The organism is Marinobacter sp. S6332, assembly GCF_023016045.1.
GTDB lineage: Bacteria > Pseudomonadota > Gammaproteobacteria > Pseudomonadales > Oleiphilaceae > Marinobacter.
In genome coordinates, this window is sequence record NZ_JALKAP010000006.1 from 1 (window position 1) to 24,932 (window position 24,932).

General features: G+C 53.1%; 21 protein-coding genes. 15 read left to right on the forward strand and 6 right to left on the reverse strand.

Annotated features, from left to right (window positions below; all coding sequences use genetic code 11):
- The first annotated feature begins 77 nt into the window (after positions 1-77).
- On the forward strand, positions 78-1,556 hold the full coding sequence (locus MWU62_RS10000; RefSeq protein WP_247113316.1) for an IS1182 family transposase: 1,479 nt from the start codon (positions 78-80) through the stop codon (positions 1,554-1,556).
- Positions 1,557-1,646: 90 nt separating this feature from the next.
- Here MWU62_RS10000 and MWU62_RS10005 read toward each other — a convergent pair whose 3' ends face one another.
- The 3 genes from MWU62_RS10005 to epmB form a co-directional block, all read right to left on the reverse strand.
- Positions 1,647-3,731 carry an EAL domain-containing protein gene (locus MWU62_RS10005; protein ID WP_247114714.1) on the reverse strand — a complete coding sequence of 695 codons (2,085 nt, stop codon included), beginning with the start codon at positions 3,729-3,731 and terminating at the stop codon, positions 1,647-1,649.
- A gap of 191 nt (positions 3,732-3,922) precedes the next feature.
- Positions 3,923-5,749, reverse strand: coding sequence for a GTPase (locus MWU62_RS10010; RefSeq protein WP_247114715.1), 1,827 nt, complete (start codon positions 5,747-5,749; stop codon positions 3,923-3,925).
- A 225-nt stretch (positions 5,750-5,974) separates the two neighbouring features.
- Complete coding sequence (gene epmB / locus MWU62_RS10015) at positions 5,975-7,024, reverse strand: EF-P beta-lysylation protein EpmB (RefSeq protein ID WP_247114716.1); 1,050 nt, start codon at positions 7,022-7,024, stop codon at positions 5,975-5,977.
- Positions 7,025-7,069: 45 nt separating this feature from the next.
- Here epmB and efp point away from each other — a divergent pair, with 45 nt between their 5' ends.
- Both efp and epmA read left to right on the forward strand, forming a co-directional pair.
- On the forward strand, positions 7,070-7,642 hold the full coding sequence (gene efp / locus MWU62_RS10020) for an elongation factor P (protein WP_200365186.1): 573 nt from the start codon (positions 7,070-7,072) through the stop codon (positions 7,640-7,642).
- 7 nt (positions 7,643-7,649) lie between these two features.
- Positions 7,650-8,618 carry an EF-P lysine aminoacylase EpmA gene (epmA, locus tag MWU62_RS10025; protein WP_247114717.1) on the forward strand — a complete coding sequence of 323 codons (969 nt, stop codon included), beginning with the start codon at positions 7,650-7,652 and terminating at the stop codon, positions 8,616-8,618.
- Here the strand turns inward: epmA and asd are convergent.
- Positions 8,604-9,467, reverse strand: a complete 864-nt coding sequence (asd, locus tag MWU62_RS10030) for an archaetidylserine decarboxylase (RefSeq protein ID WP_247114718.1) — start codon at positions 9,465-9,467, stop codon at positions 8,604-8,606. The two genes, epmA and asd, sit on opposite strands and share 15 nt — an antisense overlap.
- A 198-nt stretch (positions 9,468-9,665) precedes the next feature.
- Here asd and motA point away from each other — a divergent pair, with 198 nt between their 5' ends.
- Positions 9,666-10,517 (forward strand): flagellar motor stator protein MotA, encoded by an 852-nt coding sequence (motA, locus tag MWU62_RS10035; protein ID WP_247114719.1) that lies wholly within the window; start codon positions 9,666-9,668, stop codon positions 10,515-10,517.
- Positions 10,518-10,542: 25 nt separating this feature from the next.
- A complete protein-coding gene (gene motB / locus MWU62_RS10040; RefSeq protein WP_247114720.1) occupies positions 10,543-11,502 on the forward strand; it encodes a flagellar motor protein MotB in 960 nt (319 codons plus the stop codon).
- A 19-nt stretch (positions 11,503-11,521) separates the two neighbouring features.
- Here motB and rsgA read toward each other — a convergent pair whose 3' ends face one another.
- Positions 11,522-12,577: a small ribosomal subunit biogenesis GTPase RsgA gene (gene rsgA, locus MWU62_RS10045; protein WP_247114721.1), complete on the reverse strand. Its 1,056-nt coding sequence runs from the start codon at positions 12,575-12,577 to the stop codon at positions 11,522-11,524.
- 226 nt (positions 12,578-12,803) lie between these two features.
- On the opposite strand from rsgA, the gene orn reads away from it, so the two are divergent.
- Positions 12,804-13,346, forward strand: a complete 543-nt coding sequence (orn, locus tag MWU62_RS10050) for an oligoribonuclease (RefSeq protein WP_247114722.1) — start codon at positions 12,804-12,806, stop codon at positions 13,344-13,346.
- Here the strand turns inward: orn and queG are convergent.
- Positions 13,341-14,420 (reverse strand): tRNA epoxyqueuosine(34) reductase QueG, encoded by a 1,080-nt coding sequence (queG, locus tag MWU62_RS10055; protein ID WP_247114723.1) that lies wholly within the window; start codon positions 14,418-14,420, stop codon positions 13,341-13,343. The two genes, orn and queG, sit on opposite strands and share 6 nt — an antisense overlap.
- A 147-nt stretch (positions 14,421-14,567) precedes the next feature.
- Here queG and MWU62_RS10060 point away from each other — a divergent pair, with 147 nt between their 5' ends.
- The 9 genes from MWU62_RS10060 to hflC all read left to right on the forward strand — a co-directional run bounded on the left by MWU62_RS10060 (position 14,568) and on the right by hflC (position 24,899).
- Entirely contained in the window at positions 14,568-16,157 is a 1,590-nt protein-coding gene (locus tag MWU62_RS10060) for an NAD(P)H-hydrate dehydratase (RefSeq protein WP_247114724.1), read from the forward strand.
- Positions 16,154-16,651 (forward strand): tRNA (adenosine(37)-N6)-threonylcarbamoyltransferase complex ATPase subunit type 1 TsaE, encoded by a 498-nt coding sequence (gene tsaE / locus MWU62_RS10065; RefSeq protein ID WP_247114725.1) that lies wholly within the window; start codon positions 16,154-16,156, stop codon positions 16,649-16,651. The genes MWU62_RS10060 and tsaE overlap by 4 nt, the downstream gene beginning before the upstream one ends.
- 52 nt (positions 16,652-16,703) lie before the next feature.
- Positions 16,704-18,044, forward strand: coding sequence for an N-acetylmuramoyl-L-alanine amidase (locus MWU62_RS10070; protein ID WP_247114962.1), 1,341 nt, complete (start codon positions 16,704-16,706; stop codon positions 18,042-18,044).
- Positions 18,045-18,064: 20 nt separating this feature from the next.
- The gene (mutL, locus tag MWU62_RS10075; protein WP_247114726.1) at positions 18,065-19,981 is read left to right on the forward strand and encodes a DNA mismatch repair endonuclease MutL; all 1,917 of its coding nucleotides are present in this window, start codon (positions 18,065-18,067) and stop codon (positions 19,979-19,981) included.
- Positions 19,982-20,006: 25 nt separating this feature from the next.
- Positions 20,007-21,050, forward strand: coding sequence for a tRNA (adenosine(37)-N6)-dimethylallyltransferase MiaA (gene miaA / locus MWU62_RS10080; RefSeq protein WP_247114727.1), 1,044 nt, complete (start codon positions 20,007-20,009; stop codon positions 21,048-21,050).
- A 36-nt stretch (positions 21,051-21,086) separates the two neighbouring features.
- The gene (gene hfq, locus MWU62_RS10085) at positions 21,087-21,338 is read left to right on the forward strand and encodes an RNA chaperone Hfq (RefSeq protein WP_071264098.1); all 252 of its coding nucleotides are present in this window, start codon (positions 21,087-21,089) and stop codon (positions 21,336-21,338) included.
- A 117-nt stretch (positions 21,339-21,455) separates the two neighbouring features.
- Positions 21,456-22,754 carry a ribosome rescue GTPase HflX gene (gene hflX / locus MWU62_RS10090; protein ID WP_247114728.1) on the forward strand — a complete coding sequence of 433 codons (1,299 nt, stop codon included), beginning with the start codon at positions 21,456-21,458 and terminating at the stop codon, positions 22,752-22,754.
- 79 nt (positions 22,755-22,833) lie between these two features.
- Positions 22,834-24,021 (forward strand): FtsH protease activity modulator HflK, encoded by a 1,188-nt coding sequence (hflK, locus tag MWU62_RS10095; RefSeq protein ID WP_200365157.1) that lies wholly within the window; start codon positions 22,834-22,836, stop codon positions 24,019-24,021.
- Positions 24,022-24,023: 2 nt separating this feature from the next.
- Positions 24,024-24,899 carry a protease modulator HflC gene (gene hflC / locus MWU62_RS10100; RefSeq protein WP_200365155.1) on the forward strand — a complete coding sequence of 292 codons (876 nt, stop codon included), beginning with the start codon at positions 24,024-24,026 and terminating at the stop codon, positions 24,897-24,899.
- The last annotated feature ends 33 nt before the right edge of the window (positions 24,900-24,932 follow it).

Consider the following 24,932-nt stretch of genomic DNA (forward strand, 5'->3'; position numbering starts at 1 on the left):
TCAGACTGCTGACAAACCCTCGCCATTTCGGCGGGGGTTTGTTGTAATTGGGGTATCGACTTTTCAGAGGCTGCCCCATGCTCAAAGAGCCGTCCCCGCAACAACACGAACTCGAGATGGTCAGTCTCGAATCGCTAGTCCCCGACAACCACCTTCTTCGCAACATTGATCAGTACATCGATTTCGAATTTATTCGCGATCGGGTTCGGCATTTGTACTGCTCGAACAATGGCCGGCTGGCACTCGATCCCGTGGTGCTGTTCAAAATACTGTTTCTCGGCTATCTGTTCGGTATTCGAAGTGAGCGTCAGCTGGTGAGGGAGATACAGGTTAACGTGGCGTATCGTTGGTTCTTGCGTTTTAACCTGACTGACAAGATTCCGGATGCCTCTACTCTTAGCCAGAACCGCCGGCGGCGGTTCCAAGATAGCACCATCTATCAGGACATCTTTGATGAGATCGTGCTCCAGGCCATGGGCTATGGCCTCGTAGGCGGCGAAGTGTTGTACACCGACAGCACGCACCTCAAGGCCAACGCCAACAAGAACAAGTACGATCTGAAGCAGGCGGAGGCGAAAGTGGCGGCCTACCTGGACAGTCTGGAAGATGCCATCGAAGGCGATCGCAAAACCCAGGGTAAAAAGCCCTTGAAAACGAAGCTGTCCGAGCAGCCAGCCAAGACCAAAGACATCAAGATCAGCCGTACCGATCCGGACAGTGGCTATATGGTTCGGGAAGGCAAGCCCAAGGGCTTCTTCTACCTGGATCACCGCACCGTCGATGGCCGCAACGCCATCATCACCGACAGCTACGCCACACCGGCCAACCTCCATGACAGCCGCCCCTACCTCGATCGGCTCGATCGACAATGTGAACGATTTGGCTTCGATGTCTGGGGTGTGGGCCTGGATGCGGGTTACTACATGGCAGGTATCTGCAAGGGCCTGAAAGACCGGGGCATCTATGGGGTCATGGGTTACCGGCGACCAAACAAGCCCAAGGGTTATCTCCCAAAGCGGGCCTTCACCTATGACGCTGAAACGAATACGTATTGCTGCCCGCAAGGTCAGCAACTGATCTACGCCACGACCAATCGACTGGGCTACCGTGAGTACAAGTCCAATCCGGCTCACTGCAGAAACTGCCCACAGTTAAGCCAATGCACGCGCAGCGCTAACCACGTCAAAGTACTTACCCGGCATGTCTGGCAGGACAGCAAAGACCGAACGGATAGTTACCGGTTAACCCCGTGGGGCAAGGCGCTCTACAAACGACGACAGGAAACCGTGGAGCGGTCGTTCGCCGATGCCAAACAGTTGCATGGCCATCGTTACGCTCGCCTGCGAGGGCTCTCGAAGGTGCGTGAACAGTGCCTGTTGGCCGCCGCTGCCCAGAATATGAAGAAGATCGCGCAGATCCTCGCGCGTCTTTTATGGCTCAAATCCCTTGGAGTACCTGGCTTGCAGAGCCAAATTCCGAAATGGGGCCGGAAATTGGCTTATCTGGCCGATTGGCAATTTCATCAGGAATACTGGACTAGACCCGTCGCCAGCTGAATTTAAAACGCCCAAACGCAACAAACCCCGGAAAAAACCGGGGTTTGTCAGCAATCTGAACGCCGGTTTCTGAACCGGCGTTTTTTAGTCTCAGTTATCGCCAAAGTCGTAGTTCATCTCGGGAACTGGTGCCTGGAGGTAGTAGCCCTGTATGTAGTTCACACCGGCCTGCCAGAGAGTGGCAAGTATGCTGGCATTCTCTACGAGCGGAATAATAGTGAGTTTGCCCGCGCTTTGCAGGCTGGTTACCATTTCCTTTACCTGCTCCTTGGCTTCGTCACTCTTTTGGATTTCCTCCGTAAAGGAGCCATCTATCTTCACATAATCCGCATCAATGTGTTTCAGAGTGTTGAACGGATTCAGCGCGCAACCGAACTGGGCAATAGACACTTTGCAATGAAGCTGGTGCAGGGCCTTTGTAAACTCTTTTGCCTGTTTCATGTAGTTAGTCGCATCGCCTTCGCGAATTTGGAAAATAAGCGAATCACCGGGCAGGCGAGCTGCTTTCAGTGCCACACTGAGCCACGGCGTAAAGGTTTTGTCTTGTAGAGTTTCAGCTGTCACGTTGAGGAACATGTGGGTGTCGTTGCCTCTGGAGCGGTGACCAGCTAGCTGTTTTATCGTTTGCAAGATGACCCAGCGATCAATCTTCATGGCGGTATCGCTTGGCCCCATCGGTGGAAGAAAATCGTAAGGTGAGACTTCTTTATCATCCTTATCGAGCATTCTTACGAAGGCTTCGTAGTGTTCTTCGCCTTCACCACGCAGGTTTATGATGGGCTGGAATAGAAGCTTGAAGCGGTTATCATCCAGCGCCTTCTGTATCGCCTCAATAGAGTTACTTTCATCCAGAGTTTCATAATCTGCAGGGTTGTAAATGCGGATTCCATTACCCTGAGATTGGCCTTCCTGTTTACGTACTTCTGAAGATGCAACGTGCGCCCGAGCTAGAAGCTCTTCTGCTTTCGGTGAGTTTTCTGTGATGGAGGCAATGCCAATACTGACGGTTAGCGGAACGGTGCGACCATTAATATCGAATAGGTGCTCATCAACAGCTTTGCGAATTTGTTCACAACGGCTGCTCATGGATTTTTCATCACAGGGAAGGCAGAGTAGTCCAAAAGCATCATCGCTGAGACGTGCGAGCATTAAGTCATCTCCCGCCTCATTTTTCAGAAGACTGGCCAAATCGCCCAACAAGAGATCTGCGCCGGAAATACCTACTTGACCTTTCATGGCCATGAAACTGTCAAGAGCGATGTATGCCAACGCGCCGGTTTCATTGTCCTTACCTGCCTTTGCAATCGCCTGCTCGAGCTCTTTCATCAGGTATTGGCGGTTGTAAAGGCCGGTGAGCAGGTCCTGACTGCTGATCTCCCGCAGTTTCTCTTCAAGCTCTGCATCGCTATGCTCAGGCTGGAGAACAATTTGGGTGCAGGCCTCTCCATCATAGGTTGCCGCAGACACAGACATAGTTACGGCTAGCTCATGATCATCACTGCGCTTTGCTGTGCAGTTAATGGTCATGCCGTCTTCGCCTTTTTCTGAGAAAGCTTTCATAAATGCTCTGTACTCGTTCTGGCTTTCCGTTGTGAGGGTGTCCAGAACGGGAATGCAGATCAAGTCGTCGATATCGTCGTAGCCCAAAAACTCCATATAGGACTGGTTGGCATAGATGTGCATGCCGTCATTGATATAGGCGATGGCGTCCTTTGAGCTTTCCAGAAGTAGTTGGCACCGCTGTTCTGCTTCGCGTAGGTGCGATTCCAGCGCGCGTTTGCGCCTGCGGTCTTCAAGCGCGGTCAGTTCACGTTTGACTTTGAGAATCAGAAGATCGCTGTGTTCGAACTGTACAGTTCCCTGTGCACCAGCCTTCATTACGGCTACGGTTCTCTCGCGACTTTCCTCTGCCGTTAAAAACAGGCAGGGGATGTCTTTGTCCATGCGCTTTATGGTGGCTAACGCTTCATCGGCCGTGAACTCTTGCTCTACATCCCGGGCAAGGAGCAAATCCCAGTTGCCGCTTTTAAGCGCTTCTTCCATATCTTCTTCGGAAGTAATCCGGTGGGCCCTTGTGGCTTTACCAGAGTTTCTTAATAAGCTAATCAGAGATTCGGCGTCGTTTTGCGAAGGGTCGAGAATCAGGAGGTGTACGGTCGCGTTCTTTTTCTGCATTCCTAAGGCGTCTCGTCATACAGGTTGTCTGGGCCGGCCACGGCAGAGTGATGCTCTGCCATAGATTCAGAATCTTGTTAGAAACTGTGGACTCGTGCTGCTAAACCGGACTGTCACTATCGCTGAATGATGCAGGGGTTGAGGCTTAATAACAAGCCTCCGGCGGATTTACATATATCAACCGGAGACAATTACAGGGAAGGCCACAATGAATCAAAATCATCTTCACTGGTGCTAGCAGGCGATGATGCGCTTGCTGGTGATGATGTGCTGGCTGACGCTGCGGCAGTAACATTTTTCTGAAGCTTGAGCTCAAACTGACTGATGCTACCGGTAGAGGATACTTTCGTAGTCAATTGGCCTTGTTCCTCCCGGCCATCATGCAGCATAGAGATTCGGCTGCCAGGCTGGAACGGAAGCCGGGGCGTAATCAGGGTTGCGGCCTGATTAACCACGCTGATCTCCGGAAGTAAAAGCCCGCGCAAGTATTCGCTACTTTGCCCAACCTTTTGAATAAGGCGCACGCCGCAGGGGGATGCACTGGGAGCCAACAGTTCTATACCAATCTGGGTTCCGTGATTTTTCACTTGTCGAATCCAGCGCACGACGGCAAGGCTCCATGGATGTGAGCGTTGCTCCCGCACTCCCAAAATTTCGCCTGTTTGCATGGAGGGTGGAACACTTGCCTCCCAGGAAACGCAATAGCCGCCCGGGCTGGTGTTTACCAGCAGCGTGGAGTGTGATTTGGGTCGATTTTTATCGTTCGCAGGTGCGGGTGTGTTTCCGAAGCTGCCACGGAAGTTGATGGGCGTGTCGGCTGCGTGCAAATGCTCGTCGGTCGGCGCCGCATCGGGGGCACCTCCCCATGCGTCTTCGCGTTTGCGGGATGAGCGAATGAATAGGTTCTCCTCACCTTCAGGGCCGTTATCATTGCCTGTTACAAATTCCGTAAACGACTTTTCTCCGGAAATGAAGTAGTGCGCTGCTGTGAGACCTACACACACCTCAAGGGTGCCATGGCTGGCAATTCGGTTGAAGTTTCTTGTGGCCAAAATACCTAAGGCCTGACTCAAGTGGGTAAGCAGTGTTTCGTTAACATTGCCGCCTATTTTCAGTGTTTCCGGCAGGGGTTGCTTACGAAGCCGTGCATCAAGATGCTCGGAAATCATATTAGCCAGTTCTCTGGTGTCGAAACCAAAGCTCTCATCGCCGGGCTTGTGATCCAACAAACTTCTGTAAACCGGTGAGTTGTCCCGCTCCATGTTTACAACAAAGAGACTGTCGTCACCGACATCCGGACCGCAGCGTGAATGCTCCGTCCAGGACTCGAACAGTTCGTATGCTTGTAACAGGTCGGTTTGCCTAAGCTGGTTGGGTCTGGCGCAGCCAAGTAGCAAAAGGCGTTTATAGCTGTCTGCGATAGTAGAGGACTGCCTTTGCTTTAGAGATGCGTCCTCTACTGTCGAGCCGGAAAGCTTATTTCGATGGGCAAACCGGAACATGCGGTGGCACTCAAGCCAACTTAAGGCTGGGCTAGGGCAATAAAGCTGGTGTGAACGTAAAATAGTTGATGCAAGCTCAGATATAGCCCGGTGAATGGCAATGGCGATCAGTTTTCGGTTCTTGTCCAGACCTCCGTCTTCCAGTGCCTCTAAAATGCACAGTTTATAGCCACTGGAAAGGTGCAGTTGCAGTGCCTGAGAGAGATTGGCAATTTTGCGTTGCTTCTCGGGCAAGGCAACCGCGAGTCCCAAATAATGGCGTGAGAGCTCGTTACAAACGAAGTGAATTTTTTCACGAATCAGTTCAAGAAACTGAAGGCGGTGTTGCGGCGCAAGAAACAGGTGGTTGAGCTCGATGATTGCGTGATAGAGCTGACGCGATACTTCGCCGATATTGGCCATGGGAAGCTGTTCCGTCCAGGCCTTAAAGGCCTTGGGCGTTGTATCGCAAAACGACAGGCTTGCCGTTTTTTGCTCGGGAACACGGAGATCAGGTTTAAGGATCGTGCCTTCCATGAAAATGCGCCACCGTCAGGACAATGTTGTGTATACGGATTCCCTCGGCGAGCACGGCAATAAATGCGTGGATACGCCAGTTTATCGGGAAAATGCCGCAAATACATATTTTTACAAAATAGACGTTACTCGACTTTAAAGTAGCAAACTAGTGCAAGAAAGCGAGAAATTCACATGTTGACAATGTTTGACATGTGAACTGAGGCCAACTTTTCAAGGCGGTCGTTAAGGGTGAGTCGAAAAAAGGTCTATCGGCGTTTTTGAAGGTTTTCCGGGAACTTCCCGAACCAGCCTTGGAACCAAAAAACCCGGGAGCCTGGAAAGTAAATCCTGAACCAACAGCTTGGCTTCTTCATCTGAGACATCGAAATGATGTGCGCCAGCCACGGGATCAAATGCGTGGAGGTAGTAGGGCATAACACCTGCATCAAACAGAGCTTCACTCAGGTTTTCAAGTACCTCCGCATCATCGTTGACACCTCTGAGAATCACACTCTGATTCAATAGAGTTACGCCCGCTGCATGCAGGTAGCTTAAAGCGCGACGCGTTTCTTGGTCGATTTCTGCGGGGTGGTTGATGTGCAGCACCATGACAACCTGCACCGGCGTGTTGCTGATCCACTTTAGCAATGCATCACACACACGTTGCGGAATGACCACAGGCAAACGAGTGTGCAGGCGGATGCGTCGGATATGTGGAATGCTGCTGATGGCTGAAGACCACTGGGACAGCAGCTGATCGTTAACCGCTAGAGGGTCGCCGCCACTGAATATGACTTCGTTGATTTCCGGGCTTGCCATTAGAGAATCCAGCACACGCTGTCGGTCGGCCGGGCTCAGGCGCTGTTCGTCGTAAGGAAAGTGCCGACGAAAACAGTAACGACAGTTGATGGCACACTGGCCCGTAACCATAAGAAGAGCGCGACTGCGATACTTCCGGATCAAGCCGGTGGTCTGAATGGCGCCGTCTTCATGAAGCGGATCGACAACAAAACCCTCTGCCGTATTCACTTCTGCGTGGAGGGGCAGCACTTGCCGCAACAGAGGGTCTGCGGGGTTGCCTTTCTCCATTCGCGCAAGAAACGGCTCGGGAACCCTGATTTGGAACAGCTGGTGCCCCGCCTCAGCCCCAGCCAGCCATTTGCCAGCAGGCAAATCCAGCCGCGCCAGCAATTCTTGCGGTGAGGTTATCGAATCGGAAAGCAGCTGTTGCCAGCTCCGGTTATCATCGCCCGAAAGCCGGGCTTCTATAGAGGCAGGGGTTCGCTGTATCATAGCGGCCTTTGAATTTTAAACAGCATTTTGGCAGGTGGACATTTCATGGCTTCATATTCTACCAACGAATTTCGTGGCGGTCTTAAAGTACTACTAGACGGCGACCCCTGTATTATCCTTGAGAACGAGATTGTAAAGCCGGGCAAAGGCCAAGCTTTCAACCGCGTTCGACTGCGCAACTTGATGAGCAACCGCGTGTGGGAGCGTACCTTCAAGTCCGGCGAAAGTCTCGAAGCAGCAGACGTTATCGAGCAGGATATGGAATATCTCTACACAGACGGAGAGTTTTGGCACTTCATGCTCACCGACGGCTCCTTCGAGCAATATGCCGCAGATGCAAAAGCCGTTGGCGATACCATCAAATGGCTCAAAGAGCAGGATGTTTACACCGTCACCCTATACAACGGTGCACCTCTGACCATCACACCACCAAATTTTGTCGAGCTGGAAGTGGTTGAAACCGACCCCGGAATGAAAGGCGATACTGCACAGGGCGGCTCCAAGCCTGCAACCCTATCTACCGGTGCAGTTGTAAGCGTCCCTTTATTTATTACCATTGGCGAAGTGCTCAAAGTTGATACACGCTCTGGTGAATACATGAACCGGGTAAAAAACTGATCCCAATATGAAAAACCAGCCTGACTGGCAGCCCACTGCCTCACGGTCAGCCCTGAAAAGCCGCGCACAACAATTAGCCTTTGTGCGCGGCTTTTTTGCGCAACGAGGCGTAATGGAAGTAGAAACCCCAATACTGGGCCGCTGCGGCGTGACCGAGCCCAACCTTGATGGCATATATGCGCAACTGGATGCTCAGGGTATCAAAGGGGGCTGGCTGCAAACCTCTCCTGAATACCACATGAAGCGCTTGCTGGCTGCAGGTTCGGAATCCATCTATCAAATTTCAAAAGTCTTCCGAAACGGCGAGCGCGGCAGCCGCCACAACCCCGAATTCTCCATGTTGGAATGGTATCGTACCGGGTTTGACGACAAGACCTTGATGACAGAAGTGGCCGACCTAGTGTGCGGTTGGCTCGAATGCCCTCGACCAAAGGCAACAAGTTACCGTCAGGCGATGATCGACTGGGCTGGCATCGACCCCTTTGTAATCACAAAGAGCGACCTGCACCAACGGTGCCGAGAGTGGCTTCAACCTGAACAATTACAAAACCTCAGCCGCGACGGCTGCCTCGATTTGCTGATGAGCTTCGCCGTTGAACCCAACCTCGGCACTGAAACCCCGGTATTCATAAACCAATACCCAGCCTCCCAAGCCTCTTTGGCAAAAATCTCCAACGTAGACGGCTTCGACGTAGCCCACCGCTTCGAGCTTTATATTAATGGCATCGAACTGTGCAACGGCTACTGGGAGCTTACCAACGGAGACGAACAACGCACCCGCTTCGAAGCCGACAACCGCCTGCGAAAAGCCAATGGCAATCCGCAAATGGATATAGATGAAGCCTTTCTTGCGGCCATAGAGCATGGATTGCCAGACTGCGCGGGGGTTGCCCTAGGGTTGGATCGCTTGTTGATGCTCAAAATCGGCACACGGGATATTTCGGATGTGCTGGCATTCCCGTTAGAGCGAGCGTGAAAGCTTCCCAAATGCCTCACCCATGCGAACAACCTTCCCAGCTACCTGATTGGCATCCCAGCGAACACTACCCTTGGGCATCACCATCACTACCGTAGAGCCCAGCCGAAAACGCCCCATCTCCTCACCTTTGGCAAACGAAATAGCACTCTCACCCTCATAGCTAATCGCCTTCACACCACTGCTATTGGGCGCCACAACCCCCGCCCAAGGCGTCTCAACACTACCTACAATCATTGCACCCACAAGCACTAATGCCATAGGCCCGGCAGCCGTATCAAAAATACAAACAACCCGCTCATTGCGAGCGAACAGATTAGGCACATTTTCCGCCGTGACCGGATTCACCGAAAACAACTTGCCGGGAACATAAATCATCTCCCGAAGAGTGCCAGCCATAGGCATATGAATACGATGGTAGTCCTTTGGCGAAAGATAAATAGTCGAAAACTCGCCGTCCGAAAAAGTCGCCGCTCGCTGGGTGTCCCCACCGAGCAACTCTAACAGGCTGAAAGACTGCCCCTTAGCCTGAAAAATACGACCACCAGCCACCTGACCAATCTGGCTGATAGCACCATCAACGGGGCTAGCAAAAACATCGTCCCCTTCGGCAATAGGGCGAATACCCGGCTTGAGTGCTCGCGTAAAAAAAGCATTAAAACTAGGGTAAACCGTAGGGTCAGACTCCGCCGCCTCACTCATATCTACGCCGTACCGTTTCACAAACCACTTGATAACCCGATTTTTGAGCGCAGGATTGCGGTCATTGTCTGCAAGACGACCAGCGGCGCGAGAAACCGCAAGTTGCGGAGTAACGTACTGGCTCAGAATAAACAGCTTGTCGAACATTTGAATGCGATCCTATGTGCTCAAAGGCGCGAAGTTTAACAAATAGTGTCGCAAGAGTGTTGCGCAGGCGACCGTATGTATAGAAATTGTTGCATGGCTTCGCGGATACTGCGCGGGCTTGCTATTATCAAGCCATAAAAAGTGCCATTTTTACCGGCGCTGGGCGACACCTCAAGATAAAAGGCTTACATTCTTCCCATGCTACTTATTATTGGTTCAGTGATTGTTATTGCCAGTGTTCTGGGTGGGTACGTCCTTCACGGCGGCAGCTTAATGGTGTTGTGGCAGCCGACAGAACTGCTCATTATTTTTGGCGCGGCCCTCGGCTCTTTTATCATTGCCAACCCGCTGCATACGGTCAAAGAAGTGTTTTCCGGTATTTTACGCCTTCTCACTGGCTCCCCGTTCAACAAATCCTATTACATGGATTTGCTCAGCATGCTCTATGAGATCTTCGATAAGTCTCGTAAACAAGGTGTTATGTCCATTGAAGAAGACATTGATAACCCCGAATCCAGCCAAATTTTCAGCCGCTATCCGGCAATTATGAAATCAAAGGAATTGCTTTCCTTCATCACCGATTACCTGAGGATTATCAGTGCCGGTAACTTGGCTACCCACGAGTTGGAGGGCATGATGGAAAACGAAATTGATAGCCGCCAACACGAACTTGAAGAACCGGCCCATGCCGTGAATAAGATTGCGGATGCCCTGCCAGGACTTGGCATTGTGGCGGCAGTATTGGGCATTGTTATCACTATGAATTTCCTAAGCGAAGGGCCAGAGCGTATTGGTTTGAGTGTGGCGGCTGCGCTGGTGGGCACCTTCCTCGGCATCTGGATGGGCTATGGCTTTGTTGGGCCAACTTCTATTGCCATGGAGCACGCTGCAAAATATGAGCTCAAAGCTTACGAGTGCGTTAAATCCGCCATTGTTGCGACGGTATCAGGGCAGGCACCTCAAATGGCCATAGAGTTTGGCCGGAAAGCTTTACCCACAGACAAGCGCCCTGACTTTCAGGAATTGAACGATCACGTGCGCTCAAAATAGTGTAGCTTGAATTCGGAGCAGTCTTGTGGAACAGCAGCCGATAATCATAAAACGCAAAAAAGTCATTGCGGCGGGCCATCACGGTGGCTCGTGGAAGGTTGCGTTTGCCGATTTTGCAACGGCGATGATGGCGTTTTTTTTGGTGCTCTGGCTAACCGCAACCGCATCCCCTGAACAAAAGAAAGCCGTAGAAGGCTATTTTAAAGATCCTGTGGGCTTCACTGAAGGTGGTTCGCCAAATCCGGTCGATCTTGAAGGCAGCGCGTCTGTCGTCAGCGAGGCCAGCACGGATATCGACCCAAACCCCATAGTGATTGCGGATGAGGTGGTTGATACGTTGTCCGAAACCCTCGAACAACGCCGGATGGAAGAGTTATTTCAAGAGTTAAAGCAACGGATTGAAGAAAACCAAACGCTGCAAGAATTCAAAGATCAGCTGCTGATTGACATTACTGATGAGGGACTGAGGATTCAGATTGTCGATCGCTCAAATCGCCCCATGTTCGATAGCGGCCGGGCCGAGCTGAAATACTACTCACAGGAAATTCTTTTTGAATTGGCGAAAACGCTGGGGTCCGTTGATAACAAGCTCAGCCTCACCGGCCATACAGACGCCACACCTTTTGGCGGCCGCCCTGGCTATACCAATTGGGAACTCTCAGCAGATCGCGCTAACACAGCTCGCCGTGCGTTGGTTGCCGGAGGTGTGCGCTCCCAACAAATCGCCCGGGTAGTCGGGCTCAGCGACTCGGTTCTGTTTGATCAAGACGAGCCAACGGCACCTGTAAACCGCCGAATTTCTATTATCGTGCTCAACAAAAAGACCATCAGCAGCATTCACACCAGTGCCAGCGCCAAAGGCGCGCCTCTCATAGACCTCACGGCTCCATCAGAAGAAGATCAGAAAAAAGCCATGGATAATCTGGAAAGTGGTGACTGGCTGAAAGAAAAAGAAGAACCGGCGCCGGGCGAACTAAACTGGTAGACCGCCCGACAATAACATATCAGTCGACTTTCAAACCCCGCGACTGCTGTTCAGCCATGTCCTGAAGAATACGATGAAAACTACGCCGTCTCTCCGGGCTTAACGTGCCCGCTTCTGCTGCTGCATCAATGGCACAACCCGGGTCGCCCATATGCCTGCAGTTGCGGAACTTGCAATAACCGATCACCTCACGAATCTCACGAAACCCGTACTCAATCTCCTGTGGCGTCATGTGCCAGAGACCAAACTCCCGAATACCCGGTGAATCAATCAAATCACCGCCCATTGGCAAGTGAAAAAGCTTCGCAGTGGTAGTGGTATGAACACCCTTGCCCGTGCTCTCGGAAACCGCGCCCACACGAATCGCCTCATCTGGCATCAACGTTTGAATAATCGACGACTTACCAACCCCCGACTGTCCCACAAATGCACTGGTTTTATCCTTCACCAAGGCCTCAACCTCCGGCGAAGGCTTTCCATCGAACTGCACCGCAGACGTACGCACAATCTCATAACCTAATGCTGCGTAACGTGCGAGCAGGGCATCAATGTGCGGTCTATTTTGATCCGTAATCAGATCCGTCTTGTTCAACAAAATGACAGCTGGAATATCCGTGATCTCAGAAGCCACCAAATACCGGTCAATCAAATTATCATGGGGCTCAGGCTCCGGCGCGATCACCAAAATAATGTGATCAATATTCGCCGCCACCGGCTTCACAGCGCCAAAGTTGTCCGGCCTTTGCAGCAAATTGTCGCGCTCACACCGAGCGACAATCACACCGGTTTCATTCTTGCCCGGCCGCCAAACAACCCGATCACCCGTTACTAGACTATCGATATTCGCCCGAACAAAGCACCGCACAACATCACCCTTGCGGTCACCCTCCAGCGCTTCCACATCCAGTTGTTGGCCGTAGTGGGCAATAATCAGCCCTTCCTGCTCCGGCCCAAGCTCTCCGGCATCGGCCTGCGCCTGAACTGACTTTTCTTTACGAGCTGCACGGGCCGCGCGCTCCTCCTGAATCTTCTTGATCCGGAATTGCTGTTGCTTGTTCAGTTGCCGTTTTGCCATAAGGTCTCAGTTAACACGGATGAAAGTTGTGACGATGCTGTGCCATCATACTGCATCACTAGCTATTAACGGTATAACGCCGAGCTACAGGGCAGGGCTGTTAATTGCTATCCGGGAATGCCGGCGGCCAAGGATGGCCGACGACAAGCGCACATGGATGTGCTTGTAGCGGTTCCCGGATAGCAATTAACAGCCCTGCCTTCCACCGATGTTTGAGGAAAAAAGAATGTCAGCAGGCACCCACCTAGTATGGATTGATCTGGAAATGACCGGCCTTGATCCAGAAAAAGAACGCATCATAGAAATGGCCACCATCATCACCGACTCCGAACTAAACCTCATAGCCGAAGGCCCGGTTCTCGCCATTCACCAACCCGACAGCCTGCTCGAAGCCATGGATGAATGGTGCACCCGCACCCACGGCGAAAGCGGCCTAACCAAACGCGTCCGCGAAAGCAAAATTTCAGAAGCCGAAGCCGAGCAGCAAACCATCGCCTTCCTCAAAGAACACATGGAAAAAGGTCAATCCCCTCTATGCGGCAACAGCATAGGCCAAGATCGCCGCTTCCTCGTGAAATACATGCCAGAACTGGAAGACTTCTTCCACTACCGCAATCTGGATGTATCCACCGTAAAAGAACTGGCCCGCCGCTGGCGCCCGGATGTACTAGAAGGCGTAAAAAAGCAGGGCAGCCACCTGGCACTGGACGACATCCGCGACTCCATCAACGAACTGCGCCACTACCGTGAACACTTCTTCAAGCTATAAACCGTGCCGGGCCAGCGCCCACTGAACATGCTCGCGGACCATCTCCGAAGGATGATCCGCGCGCTGCTTAAGGGCTTCAATAACCGGAATCGTCGAAGGCGCGTTGCCCAGCCCTACCGCCAGATTGCGCAGCCAGCCCTCGTACCCCGTACGGCGAATAGCCGAACCCTCTGTGCGCTTCAGAAACTGCTCCTCCGTCCATAGAAACAGCTCCGCCAACGAACTATTGTTCAGGCCATGCCGTGGTTGAAAGTCATCTTCCTGAGTCGGCTTCTTGAACTTCTGCCAGGGGCACACCAATTGGCAGTCATCACAACCAAACACCCTATTGCCCATAGGCGCGCGCAACTCTTCCGGAATGCTGCCCTTAAGCTCAATTGTCAAATAGCTGATACAGCGCCGTGCATCAAGTAAACGAGCGCCCACGAACGCATCGGTCGGGCACATATCCAGGCAGGCAGAGCAACTGCCACAGTGATCGGTTTCAAAGGCAGGATCCACCGGCAAGGGGGCGCTGGTGAATATTTCCCCGAGAAAAAAGAACGACCCGGCTTTCGGGTGGATCAGCATATTGTTCTTGCCAATCCAGCCCAGCCCCGCTCGTTGCGCGAGTGCACGCTCCAGCACTGGGGCACTGTCCACAAAGGCGCGATGGTCATATCCACTCACCACATCGTCAATCTTTTTTGCCAGAGTCGCCAGCCGCTTCCGGATCAGCTTGTGGTAGTCGCGGCCTAGGGCATAACGCGTGATATAGGCGCCTTCCCGGTTAGTAAGCGCTTCTTTAGGGCTGTCTGGTGTGGGCATGTAATCCATGCGTACAGAAATGACTCGGGTTGTTCCGGGCACCAGCGAGGTGGGTGTATAGCGCTTATCCCCGTGGTGAGCCATGTACTCCATCTCTCCTTGATAGCCTCGGTCAAGCCAGTCTTGAAGTCGCTGGGCATGTTCGCCGGTATCTGCCGTTGTTATTCCAGCATCAGAAAACCCGAGCTCTTTGGCCCACTGCCGGATAAGTTTAGGCAAATCAGCCAGTTCTGATGGCGAAGACATGTCTGTTTTGGGTGTGCTCATAAGTACCATCGGTGTACCCGCCATGCCCGAGCTGGGGGTACAGATATTTAATTTGATTAAGTTATGACCTTTTCCATGGTTTTGCTATGCTTTACAAATAGCTGGCCAATTTTCTTAAACCGGTTTCTGTAACGGGAGCAAAGGCTCATGCCACAGCATGCTGGAGGCAGTTTACCAGATGCGCTGTTTTCCGCCGATTCTGTGCGTCGTATCGATCAGTATGTGATCGAGCAGCTCGGTGTCGATGGATTTGATTTGATGCAGTCTGCCGCCCGTGCGGCATTTCGCAGGCTAGTATTGCGCTGGCCCGGCATTGAGTCTCTGCTGGTTCTTTGTGGTGCAGGCAATAACGGTGGTGATGGCTACCTGATAGCGGCCAATGCGCTTCGGCACGGGTTGGCTGTGCACTGTGTTGCGGTTGCCCCGACAGAGAAACTGAACGGAGATGCCCGCAAAGCTTGGCAGAAGGCGGTTGCCGATGGGGTAGAGGTTCGGGAGTTGGCCGATATCAGTGAGCCCGGGCTGGATTCGTTGGTTGAAAGCGCCGAGTTAATTGTGGATGCCATGCTCGGGACAGGGGCTTCCGGTGCCCCAAGAGAGCCGTTTGCCAGTGTAATAGCACGTTGTAATCGCTCGGGGCTTCCTACGTTAGCAGTTGATGTGCCCTCCGGGCTGAACGCGACGACAGGCGCAGCCAAGGGCGAGGTAGTGCAGGCCAGCGTGACCGTTACGTTTATTGGCCACAAGGCTGGGTTGTATACCGGGCACGGTGCGGCAGCGTGTGGCGATATAGTGTTTGAATCATTGAGCACTGCCATAAAGGCTGGCGATATTGCTGGTATTGCTGATAGTGGCGAGAACGGTGAACGCCCGATAGCCATGCTCCAAAGTTGGAAGTCTGTTCAGGGGTCGCTACCCCGGCGCCCTGCAAACGCCCATAAAGGCCGTTTTGGCCATGTTTTGGTCGTCGCAGGTGATCGTGGTTTTGGTGGTGCGGGCTTGCTCGCTGCAGAAGCGGCTGCGCGCTCTGGTGCAGGATTGGTGTCTCTGGCAACACGCCCTGAGCATGTAACCGCCGCATTGGCACGCTGTCCTTCGGTGATGGTTCACGGGTTAACTCACGGCTCGGAACTGCCCTCGCTGCTGGATGCCGCAACGGTTGTTGTGTGTGGACCTGGAATAGGTCAGAGCGCTTGGGGGCAGCAAATGCTGCAGCAGGTAGTGGAGAGCGGCAAGCCACGTGTGTTGGATGCGGATGCTTTAAACCTGCTTTCATCTCGGGTAGCTGTACCAGCCAATAATCAAATTTTGACACCTCATCCGGGGGAGGCTGCCAGACTACTAAATTGCCTTGTGCCGGAGATTGAAGCGGATCGTCTGGCTGCCGCGAATAAGTTGCAGTCCCTATACGGGGGCGCAGTCTTGCTCAAGGGGGCAGGGACGGTTATATCCGCTGGCGAGACGACGGTGGATATTGCCGGTGGCAGCAACCCGGGTATGGCAACGGGAGGCATGGGCGATGTGCTCTCGGGAATCATTGGCGCTGTCTATGCCCAAATTATTGGGTCACCCGCTCGGGCCGCCACACTGGGCGCGGTTGTGCATCTCGAGGCTGCGAGCAGGGCATCCATTGAAAAAGGCTATATGGGGCTCATCGCCACTGACGTGATTGATGCATTGCCACAGGTTTTCCGGGAGGCGGAGTCAATCACTGGCCGCCGCGAGGAGGAAGAATGAGCATTTTCGGGAACGAACGCAGGTTGTTTCTGGAGGGTGAAGAAGAGACCGAAAAGCTGGGCAGTGAACTGGCCCGTTTGGTAAAAGAATCGGGTGAAGGTCTGACCATATTCCTCGAGGGCGACCTCGGAATGGGGAAAACCACACTCAGCCGTGGTGTTATTCGGGCCCTTGGGCATGAGGGCGCTGTAAAAAGCCCGACCTATACGTTGGTTGAGCCCTACGAAGACTTGGTCCCGCCGACCTATCACTTTGATTTATATCGGTTGGGCGACCCAGAAGAATTGGAGTACATGGGCATTCGTGACTATTTCAATGGCCAGAGTATTTGTCTTATCGAGTGGCCGGAACGCGGCGAGGGATTGCTGCCAAGCCCGGATCTCGAAGTACATTTAGAGCATCAGGGCGACGGTCGGTCGGCGGTCATCCGGGTGCGATCGGAGTTTGGTGCGTCACTGTTGAACGAGTTGGAATTGATCGGGCCGGAGCATTAACTGGCCTAAACTGCACAAACAGGCAAGCTGTATGAAAAAACACAAGCTGACGATGAATATAGTGGCGGCTCTGGCGTCCGCGTGGTTGCTGTTGGCCTCCGTACAGGCGCAAGCAGGTGCTCAGGTGGAGGGTATTCGCATCTGGCCAGCCCCGGATCATACCCGTTTGGTGTTGGATACCGCCGGCAAGGTGGATCACAACATGTTTGCGTTGAGTAATCCTTCGCGCTTGGTGATTGACCTCAAAAACACCCGCTTGAAAGCTGACCTCGATAAGCTTGATTTGTCTGGTAGCCCGGTTCGCCGTATTCGCAGTGCGCCACGCAATGGAACCGATCTAAGGGTGGTTCTCGATTTAGCCAGCGATATCAAGCCTAGAAGTTTTCAGTTAGAACCCAACCAGCAGTATGGTCATCGTCTGGTTCTCGATCTAATTGATGAAAGTGGCAGTCGCTTGGAGAAGGCGACCAAGCCGACGGTGACTCATAATTCGGCTGGCAAGCGCAACGTTATTGTCGTCATCGATGCAGGCCACGGCGGTGAAGACCCCGGCGCTATTGGTCCAAGGGGAACCCGTGAAAAAGACGTAGTGCTGAAAATGGCTCACATTCTCAAAGACATGATTGATAAGCGCCCGGGTTATACCGCTAAGCTTACGCGTACCGGTGATTATTATATCGGCCTGAGAAATCGAACCATTCTGGCCAGAAAATACAGTGCAGATCTGTTTGTATCAGTGCATGCGGACGCATTCCGCACGCCGCAGCCTAAGGGCGCCTCGGTATTTGCGCTCTCCCAGCGTGGCGCAACCAGTGAAACAGCTCGTTGGTTGGCGCAAAGTGAAAATCGCTCGGATTTGATCGGCGGTACAGGTGGGGTGTCACTAGATGGTCGCGACGACATGCTCGCTGGTGTGCTGCTTGACCTCTCCATGACCGCCAGTATCAATGCCAGTTTGGGTGTGGGTAGTTCAATTCTTGGTAAGCTCAACGGCGTGGCGCATTTGCACAAACCAGGTGTGGAGCAGGCGGCATTCGCCGTTCTCAAGTCGCCAGATATTCCTTCCATTCTTGTGGAGGCGGGCTTTATATCCAATCCGCAGGAAGAGAAAAACCTGTCTACCGACTGGTACCGACGCAAGCTCGCTGGTGCCATCATGCAGGGTATCGATGATTACTTTCAGAAAACACCGCCGCCCGGCACGTTGCTGGCGTGGCAGAAGCAGAACCGCCAAGGTGGCGGCCGTATTAGCCGGTATCGGGTTCAAAGTGGCGATACTCTCTCTGAAGTGGCGCGTGAAAACCAAACAACCGTAAGCGAACTGATGCAATTTAACGGCCTAAGGGATGACCGTGTTATGGTAGGGCAAACCATTCGCATTCCCGCATCCTGAATAAGAGGTAGTCCCGAAACATGCCCTCCATCCGATTACTCTCGCCGCGGCTGGCAAACCAGATTGCTGCCGGTGAGGTGGTTGAGCGCCCTGCATCTGTTGTCAAAGAACTCGTTGAAAACGCACTCGATGCAGGCGCTGATCGCGTTGAGATCGAGGTGGAGCAGGGCGGTGTAAAGCTCATCCGTGTGCGTGATGACGGCAGTGGTATTGCCGAAAGCGACTTGCCGCTGGCGCTCAGCCGCCACGCTACAAGCAAAATTGCTAGCCTCGACGATTTGGAGGCTGTGGCTTCGCTCGGGTTTAGAGGCGAAGCCCTAGCCAGTATCAGCTCGGTTTCCCGCTTAACGCTAACCTCCCGCACCGACCAGCAGGAGGCAGCCTCTCGCGTGGAAGTTGAAGGGCGTGATATGGATGCTCGAATATCACCTGCCGCACACCCCGTGGGCACCACGGTGGAAGTGCGAGACCTATTTTTTAACACTCCTGCCCGGCGCAAGTTTCTGCGCACGGAGAAAACCGAATTCAACCATGTGGAAGAATGCGTGCGACGGCAGGCGCTCAGTCGCTTTGATGCGGGCTTTACCTTGCGTCATAACCAGAAGGTTGTTCAAAATTTACGGTCAGCTGAGTCCATGCTTGATAAGGAGCGCCGGATTGGCGCCTTGTGTGGGCAAAAGTTCATCGACAATGCGGTAGTGATTGACGCAGAAGCCACAGGTTTGCGTTTGTGGGGGTGGGTCGCTTTGCCTACTTTTTCCCGCAGTCAGGCTGACCTTCAGTATTTCTTTGTAAACGGTCGCGTTATCCGCGATCGGTTGGTTGCTCATGCTGTGCGCCAAGCCTATCGCGATGTGTTGTATAACAATCGCCATCCTGCGTTCGTTCTATATCTCGAAGTTGATCCCGCAACGGTTGATGTGAACGTGCATCCAACCAAGCACGAAGTGCGTTTCCGTGATGGCCGTCTGGTGCACGATTTTATTTTTCGCACGCTGCACAAAGCGTTGGCTGATGTACGTCCCGATGACCATTTCCGGGGGGCTGTAGCCCAGTCCTTTGGCCGCGAAACGGTAGAGCAGGGATTGCCGCAGGCTGAAGGGGCAGCACCTTCACAAGCCTACCCTCAGAGTGGGCAGCCCACGGCGCCCTCGTTTGGTGGTCAAGCGCCTTCACCTTCAGAGGGATTCAGAGGGCAAGCTGCGCCTCAACAAGAGTGGCAAGCCAGTGATCAAATGGCGTTTTATCAATCCCTTGGTGGTGGTGGCGTCAGTACTCGACAAGAGCCGGCATCGTTTGGGGGCGCAGCAGTAATACCGTCGGATCATCCTGTTGGGGCCGATAGTAACGAAGAGCCACCTCTGGGGTATGCCATTGCTCAGTTGCATGGCATTTACGTTCTAGCCCAGAGCAGTGCCGGGATGATTGTGGTCGATATGCATGCGGCCCATGAACGCATTACCTACGAGCGAATGAAGCGCGCACTGGCAGAGCAGGATCTCAAAAGCCAGCCGCTGCTGGTGCCATTGTCTCTTGCAGTCAGCCAAAAAGAAGCGGCGTTAGCTGAAACCCATAGCGAAGAATTGCAGCATTTAGGACTGCAAATTGAGCGCATCGGGCCTGAGACCTTGGCAATCAGGCAGGTGCCTGCGTTGTTGCGGGGAGCCGATACCGAGCAGCTTGTTCGGGACGTGTTGTCTGACTTGATTGAACATGGCCAGAGTGACCGGGTTGAAGCAGTTACCCACGAACTGCTGGGCACCATGGCGTGCCATGGTTCAGTGCGGGCAAACCGCCAGTTGACCATCCCCGAAATGAACTCACTACTTAGGGACATGGAAGCGACAGAGCGCAGCGGTCAATGCAATCATGGGCGCCCGACTTGGACGCTGGTCACATTGGCGGAGTTGGACAAGCTCTTTTTGCGGGGGCGCTAGACTGCTTTTGGGAGAGTCAACAACAATGCCATCAAGAACGCCTCAAGCCACTAAGCCACCTGCCATCTTCTTGATGGGTCCCACGGCTTCCGGAAAAACCGATCTTGCCATGGCGCTGTGTGAGCAATTGCCCTGCGAGATTATCAGTGTCGACTCGGCAATGATCTATCGCGGCATGGATATAGGCACGGCCAAGCCAACTGCCGCTGAGTTGGCGCGCGCGCCGCACCGACTGATTGATATTTGTGATCCCGCCGAAACCTATTCCGCCGCTGATTTTCGTAGGGATGCGTTGCTTGAAATGGATCGGATTACCCGTGCTGGTCGTATTCCATTACTCGTGGGTGGCACTATGATGTATTTCAAAGCCCTATTGCATGGAATGTCTGGGTTGCCATCGGCCAGCCCGGAGCTTCGAAAAGCGCTTGAGGCAGAAGCCAGAAATTTTGGTTGGCCCGCTCTTTACGATGAACTGCGGGCCGCTGATCCGGTGGCGGCAAAATTGATACACCCGAATAACCGCCAGCGTCTTTTGCGGGCTTTAGAAGTTATCAGATTGACTGGTCGGCCCATTTCGGCGTTCTGGGAGGCGGAAGCTAGCCAATCCTCGCACCAAACCGCGGGTCAACAGGGTATTGAGGATTACACCTACTATACTCAATGGCAGGCAGACGAAACTTCATCGCTTCCGTATACTGTGATGCAGCTTGCCATGGCGCCTCCGGAGAGGCGAGTGCTTCACGATAGGATACATCAGCGCTTTCTGAACATGCTGGAAGCGGGGTTTCTGGACGAAGTTCAGGCCCTGATGGCTAGGGGCGACTTACACCCTGACCTTCCCTCCATGCGTTGTGTCGGTTATCGCCAAGCCTGGAACTATCTGGTGGGTGTAGATGATTATGATGCATTTGTAAGCAAGGGAGTTGCGGCCACTCGTCAGCTAGCCAAACGGCAGCTTACATGGCTCCGAAAGTGGACTGATTTACACTGGCTCGACAGCGAAGATAGTTTTATCGCTGATGCAGCCTTGAAAAAAGTCAGACTTCACACCACATTTAGCACTGAATAATGACGATCTGCATTTACTAAAAACAGGAGAACACACATGTCAAAAGGGCACTCGTTACAAGACCCTTACCTCAATGCCTTACGCAAGGAACGCATTCCGGTATCCATCTTTCTGGTTAACGGCATCAAACTGCAAGGGCAGGTAGAGTCTTTTGACCAATTTGTGATTTTGCTGAAAAATACTGTCAGCCAGATGGTCTACAAGCACGCAATCTCCACCGTTGTTCCTGCCCGGAATGTTCGCATTCCTCAGCAGAACCCTGCTGGAGAGGATGAGCCTGAAGACTGATTTGCCCGGGTTTCCGGTTTTGCCACCCGCGTTCCTGACGAGCCTCTGGGTTCTGATGGCCGCGGGTGTTTGTTTTTTATAACGTTAATGAACTGACTGTTGTGGAGTTGATGCCCATTGTTTGAACGCCCTGATGTTGGTGAACGAGCGATACTCGTCCACATCGATTTCTCGTCCCACGACGGCTCTGAAGATCCGGATGAATTCCGGGAGCTGGTGGCCTCTGCTGGAGTTGAAGCAGTTGGAACGGTAGCCGGATCTCGCAAGCAGCCAAGCCCCAGACTGTTCGTTGGAGAGGGCAAGCTTGAAGAAATCCGTGATGCTGTAACGCTGCACGAAGCGGATGTTGTTCTTTTCAACCATTCCCTGAGCCCAAGTCAGGAACGAAATATTGAGCGCGAGCTCAAATGTCGTGTTCTGGACCGCACCGGCGTTATTTTGGATATATTTGCCCAGCGTGCTCGCACACACGAGGGTAAGTTGCAGGTAGAGCTGGCCCAGTTGGAGCATATGTCCACACGGTTGGTGCGAGGCTGGACTCACCTTGAGCGGCAGAAAGGTGGTATTGGCCTGCGCGGCCCGGGTGAAACTCAGCTCGAAACAGACCGCAGGCTTCTGCGCGAGCGCATCAAGTCTATTCATAAGCGGCTCGAAAAGGTGCGCAAACAGCGTAATCAGGGCCGCCGAGCACGTAAACGTGCTGATATCCCTACGGTATCTCTGGTTGGCTACACCAACGCGGGTAAGTCGACGCTGTTCAACCGAATTACAACGTCGTCCGTATACGCTGCAGACAAGTTGTTCGCGACGCTGGATCCGACCATCCGACGGCTGGAACTTCCAGACATCGGGCCGGTCGTAATGGCGGATACCGTAGGCTTCATCAGGCATTTGCCCCATAAGCTCGTTGAAGCGTTCCGGGCAACCTTGGAAGAAACCACTGAAGCAACCATTTTGCTCCACATTGTGGACAGCCACGACAGTCGGCGCGATGAAAACATCGAGCAGGTTGAAGAAGTTTTGGCAGAAATCGGTGCCGATGAGATACCGGTGCTGCAGGTGTTCAATAAAATAGACCTGCTAGACAATTTCACGCCACGGGTGGAGCGCAATGAAGACGGCGTGCCCGTGCGAGCTTGGGTCTCTGCAGTGACCGGCGAAGGTCTGGATGGCCTTTACGATGCCATCGTGGAGCGCTTGGCTGAAGACGTTGTCCATCACTTTGTTTTGCTTGGACCTGCTGACGGTAAGCTCCGGGCGCTCTTGCACGAAGCGGGCTCGGTGCTCAGCGAAGAATATCGGGAAACCGGAGACACGGTAGTTGAAGTTCGGTTGCAATACCGGGATTGGCTACAGTTACTGAGTCGTGCAGATATGAGTGAAGAAACGGTGCGCCTGAATAACGGGCAAGCCTGAAACCATAGCAACTATTGCCGGGGCGATGATAAATCCCTAGTATTTGCAGCCATTCGATACGTTAGGAACGGAGAGCACTATGGCCTGGAATGAACCGGGTGGAAACCGCAACGATAATGACCCCTGGGGAAATGGTGGTCGTCGCGGGAATGATCAGGGACCACCAGACCTTGATGAGGCACTGAAAAAGGGTCTCGATAAACTCAATAAAATGTTGGGTGGTAAAGGTAAAAAGTCGGGTGGAGACGGAGGCAGCAGTGGTGGCTCCGGTTCAGCGGGCAACTTTGGCGCCGTGTTGGCGTTAGCCGCTATTCTTGTTGTGGGCTATGTCGTCTTCCAGTCGTTTTACACAGTAAACGAGCAGGAGCGCGCCGTGGTGCTTAGGTTTGGAGAGTACTCCAAAACCGAAAACCCCGGCTTGAGGTTCAAGGTTCCCCTGATTGACGACGTAACCAAGGTGTTGGTGACCAGCGTTAGAACCGCTCAATCCAGTGGTCAGATGCTGACCCAGGATGAGAATCTCGTTACGGTTGATCTGCAGGTTCAGTACCGCGTTGGCGATGCACGCGATTACGTGCTGAACGTTCGGGATTCCAATCAGGCATTGGCGTTTGCAACAGACAGTGCGCTCCGTCACGAAGTGGGTAGTTCTTCCCTTGATGACGTGCTGACCGAAGGCCGTGCGGAATTGGCTGTCCGTGTTGAGCAGCGTTTGCAGGGCTTCCTTCAGGAATACGGAACGGGCCTTGAAATTGTTCGGGTTAACGTTGAGAGCACTCAGCCCCCCGCAGCCGTCCAGGATGCGTTCCGCGAGGTTCAGCGTGCCCGTGAGGACGAACAGCGCGTGAAAGAAGAAGCAGAAACCTACCGCAATAAAGTGGTTCCTGAAGCCCGTGGTCAAGCACAGCGCATGATTGAAGAGGCGAGTGCCTACAAGCAGGAAGTTATCGAGCGTGCCCGTGGTGAAACTGCCCGTTTCCTCGAGCTGCTAGCTGTCTACCAGATGGCACCTACGGTAACCCGTGAGCGCATGTATTTGCAGACACTGGAAACAGTGCTTTCAAACAGCAGCAAGATTCTTGTGGATACTGAAAGCAGCGGCAATATGATGTACCTGCCTTTGGATCGACTTACTCAAGGTGCCTCGTCACGGAGTGGCAGCCAAACTTCAGGTAGTGCGTCGCAAATGGATATTCAGACGGTAACGGATCAAGTGATTCAGGAGCTGCGAACCAGACAGGACACTAATACCCGGAGGAGCAGATAATCATGGGACCTAAAAGTGTAGTGGGTCTTGCAGGCGCTCTTATCGTTGTCCTGCTGGTACTTTCGAGTGTGTTTATTATTCCGGAAACCCATCGCGGCGTGATGCTTAGATTTGGTGAGCTGGTAGAGACCGACATCAAAGCGGGTATTCACTTCAAGGTGCCGGTTATTGATCAGGTTCGGGAGTTTGATATCCGCGTGCTGACCATGGATCTGCCCTCAAGGCAGTATCTGACGGTTGAAAAGAAGCCGCTTGATGTTACCTCCTACATCGCTTGGAAAATTCGCGATGTGGATCAGTTCTACCGGGCGACCGGCGGAGATGAGTTCCGTGCCCAGTCGCTGCTGTTATCTCGAGTAGACAACGGCCTGCGGGACGAGTTTGGTATCCGTACCATGCACGAAGTCGTTTCGGGTCAGCGCGATGAGCTTATGCACAACCTGCGCGACCGGGTTAACGAAACCTCCGTTAAGGAATTCGGTATCGACATAAAAGATATCCGGGTTAAGGCCATTGAGTTCCCGGGGCAGGTCAGTGATAACGTTTATCGCCGCATGGCGACAGAGCGTGAGAAGCTGGCTCAGGAATTCCGCTCGCGCGGTAAGGAACTTGCAGAAGGTATTCGTGCGGATGCTGACCGCCAGAAAACGGTTACCTTGGCAGAGGCGTTTGCATCTTCGGAAACTACGCGCGGTGAAGGCGACGGCGAAGCTGCGCGAATTTACGCGGATGCTTACGGTTCCAACCCAGAGTTCTACAGCTTCTATCGTAGTCTGCAGGCTTACCGGAATACCTTTTCCGGTAAAGATGACCTAATGGTTATTGACGCCCAAAGTGACTTCATGAGATTCCTGAAGGATTCTCAGGGCGGAAATTAAATACCGCCTTGCATAGCGAAAAACCGGAATGCT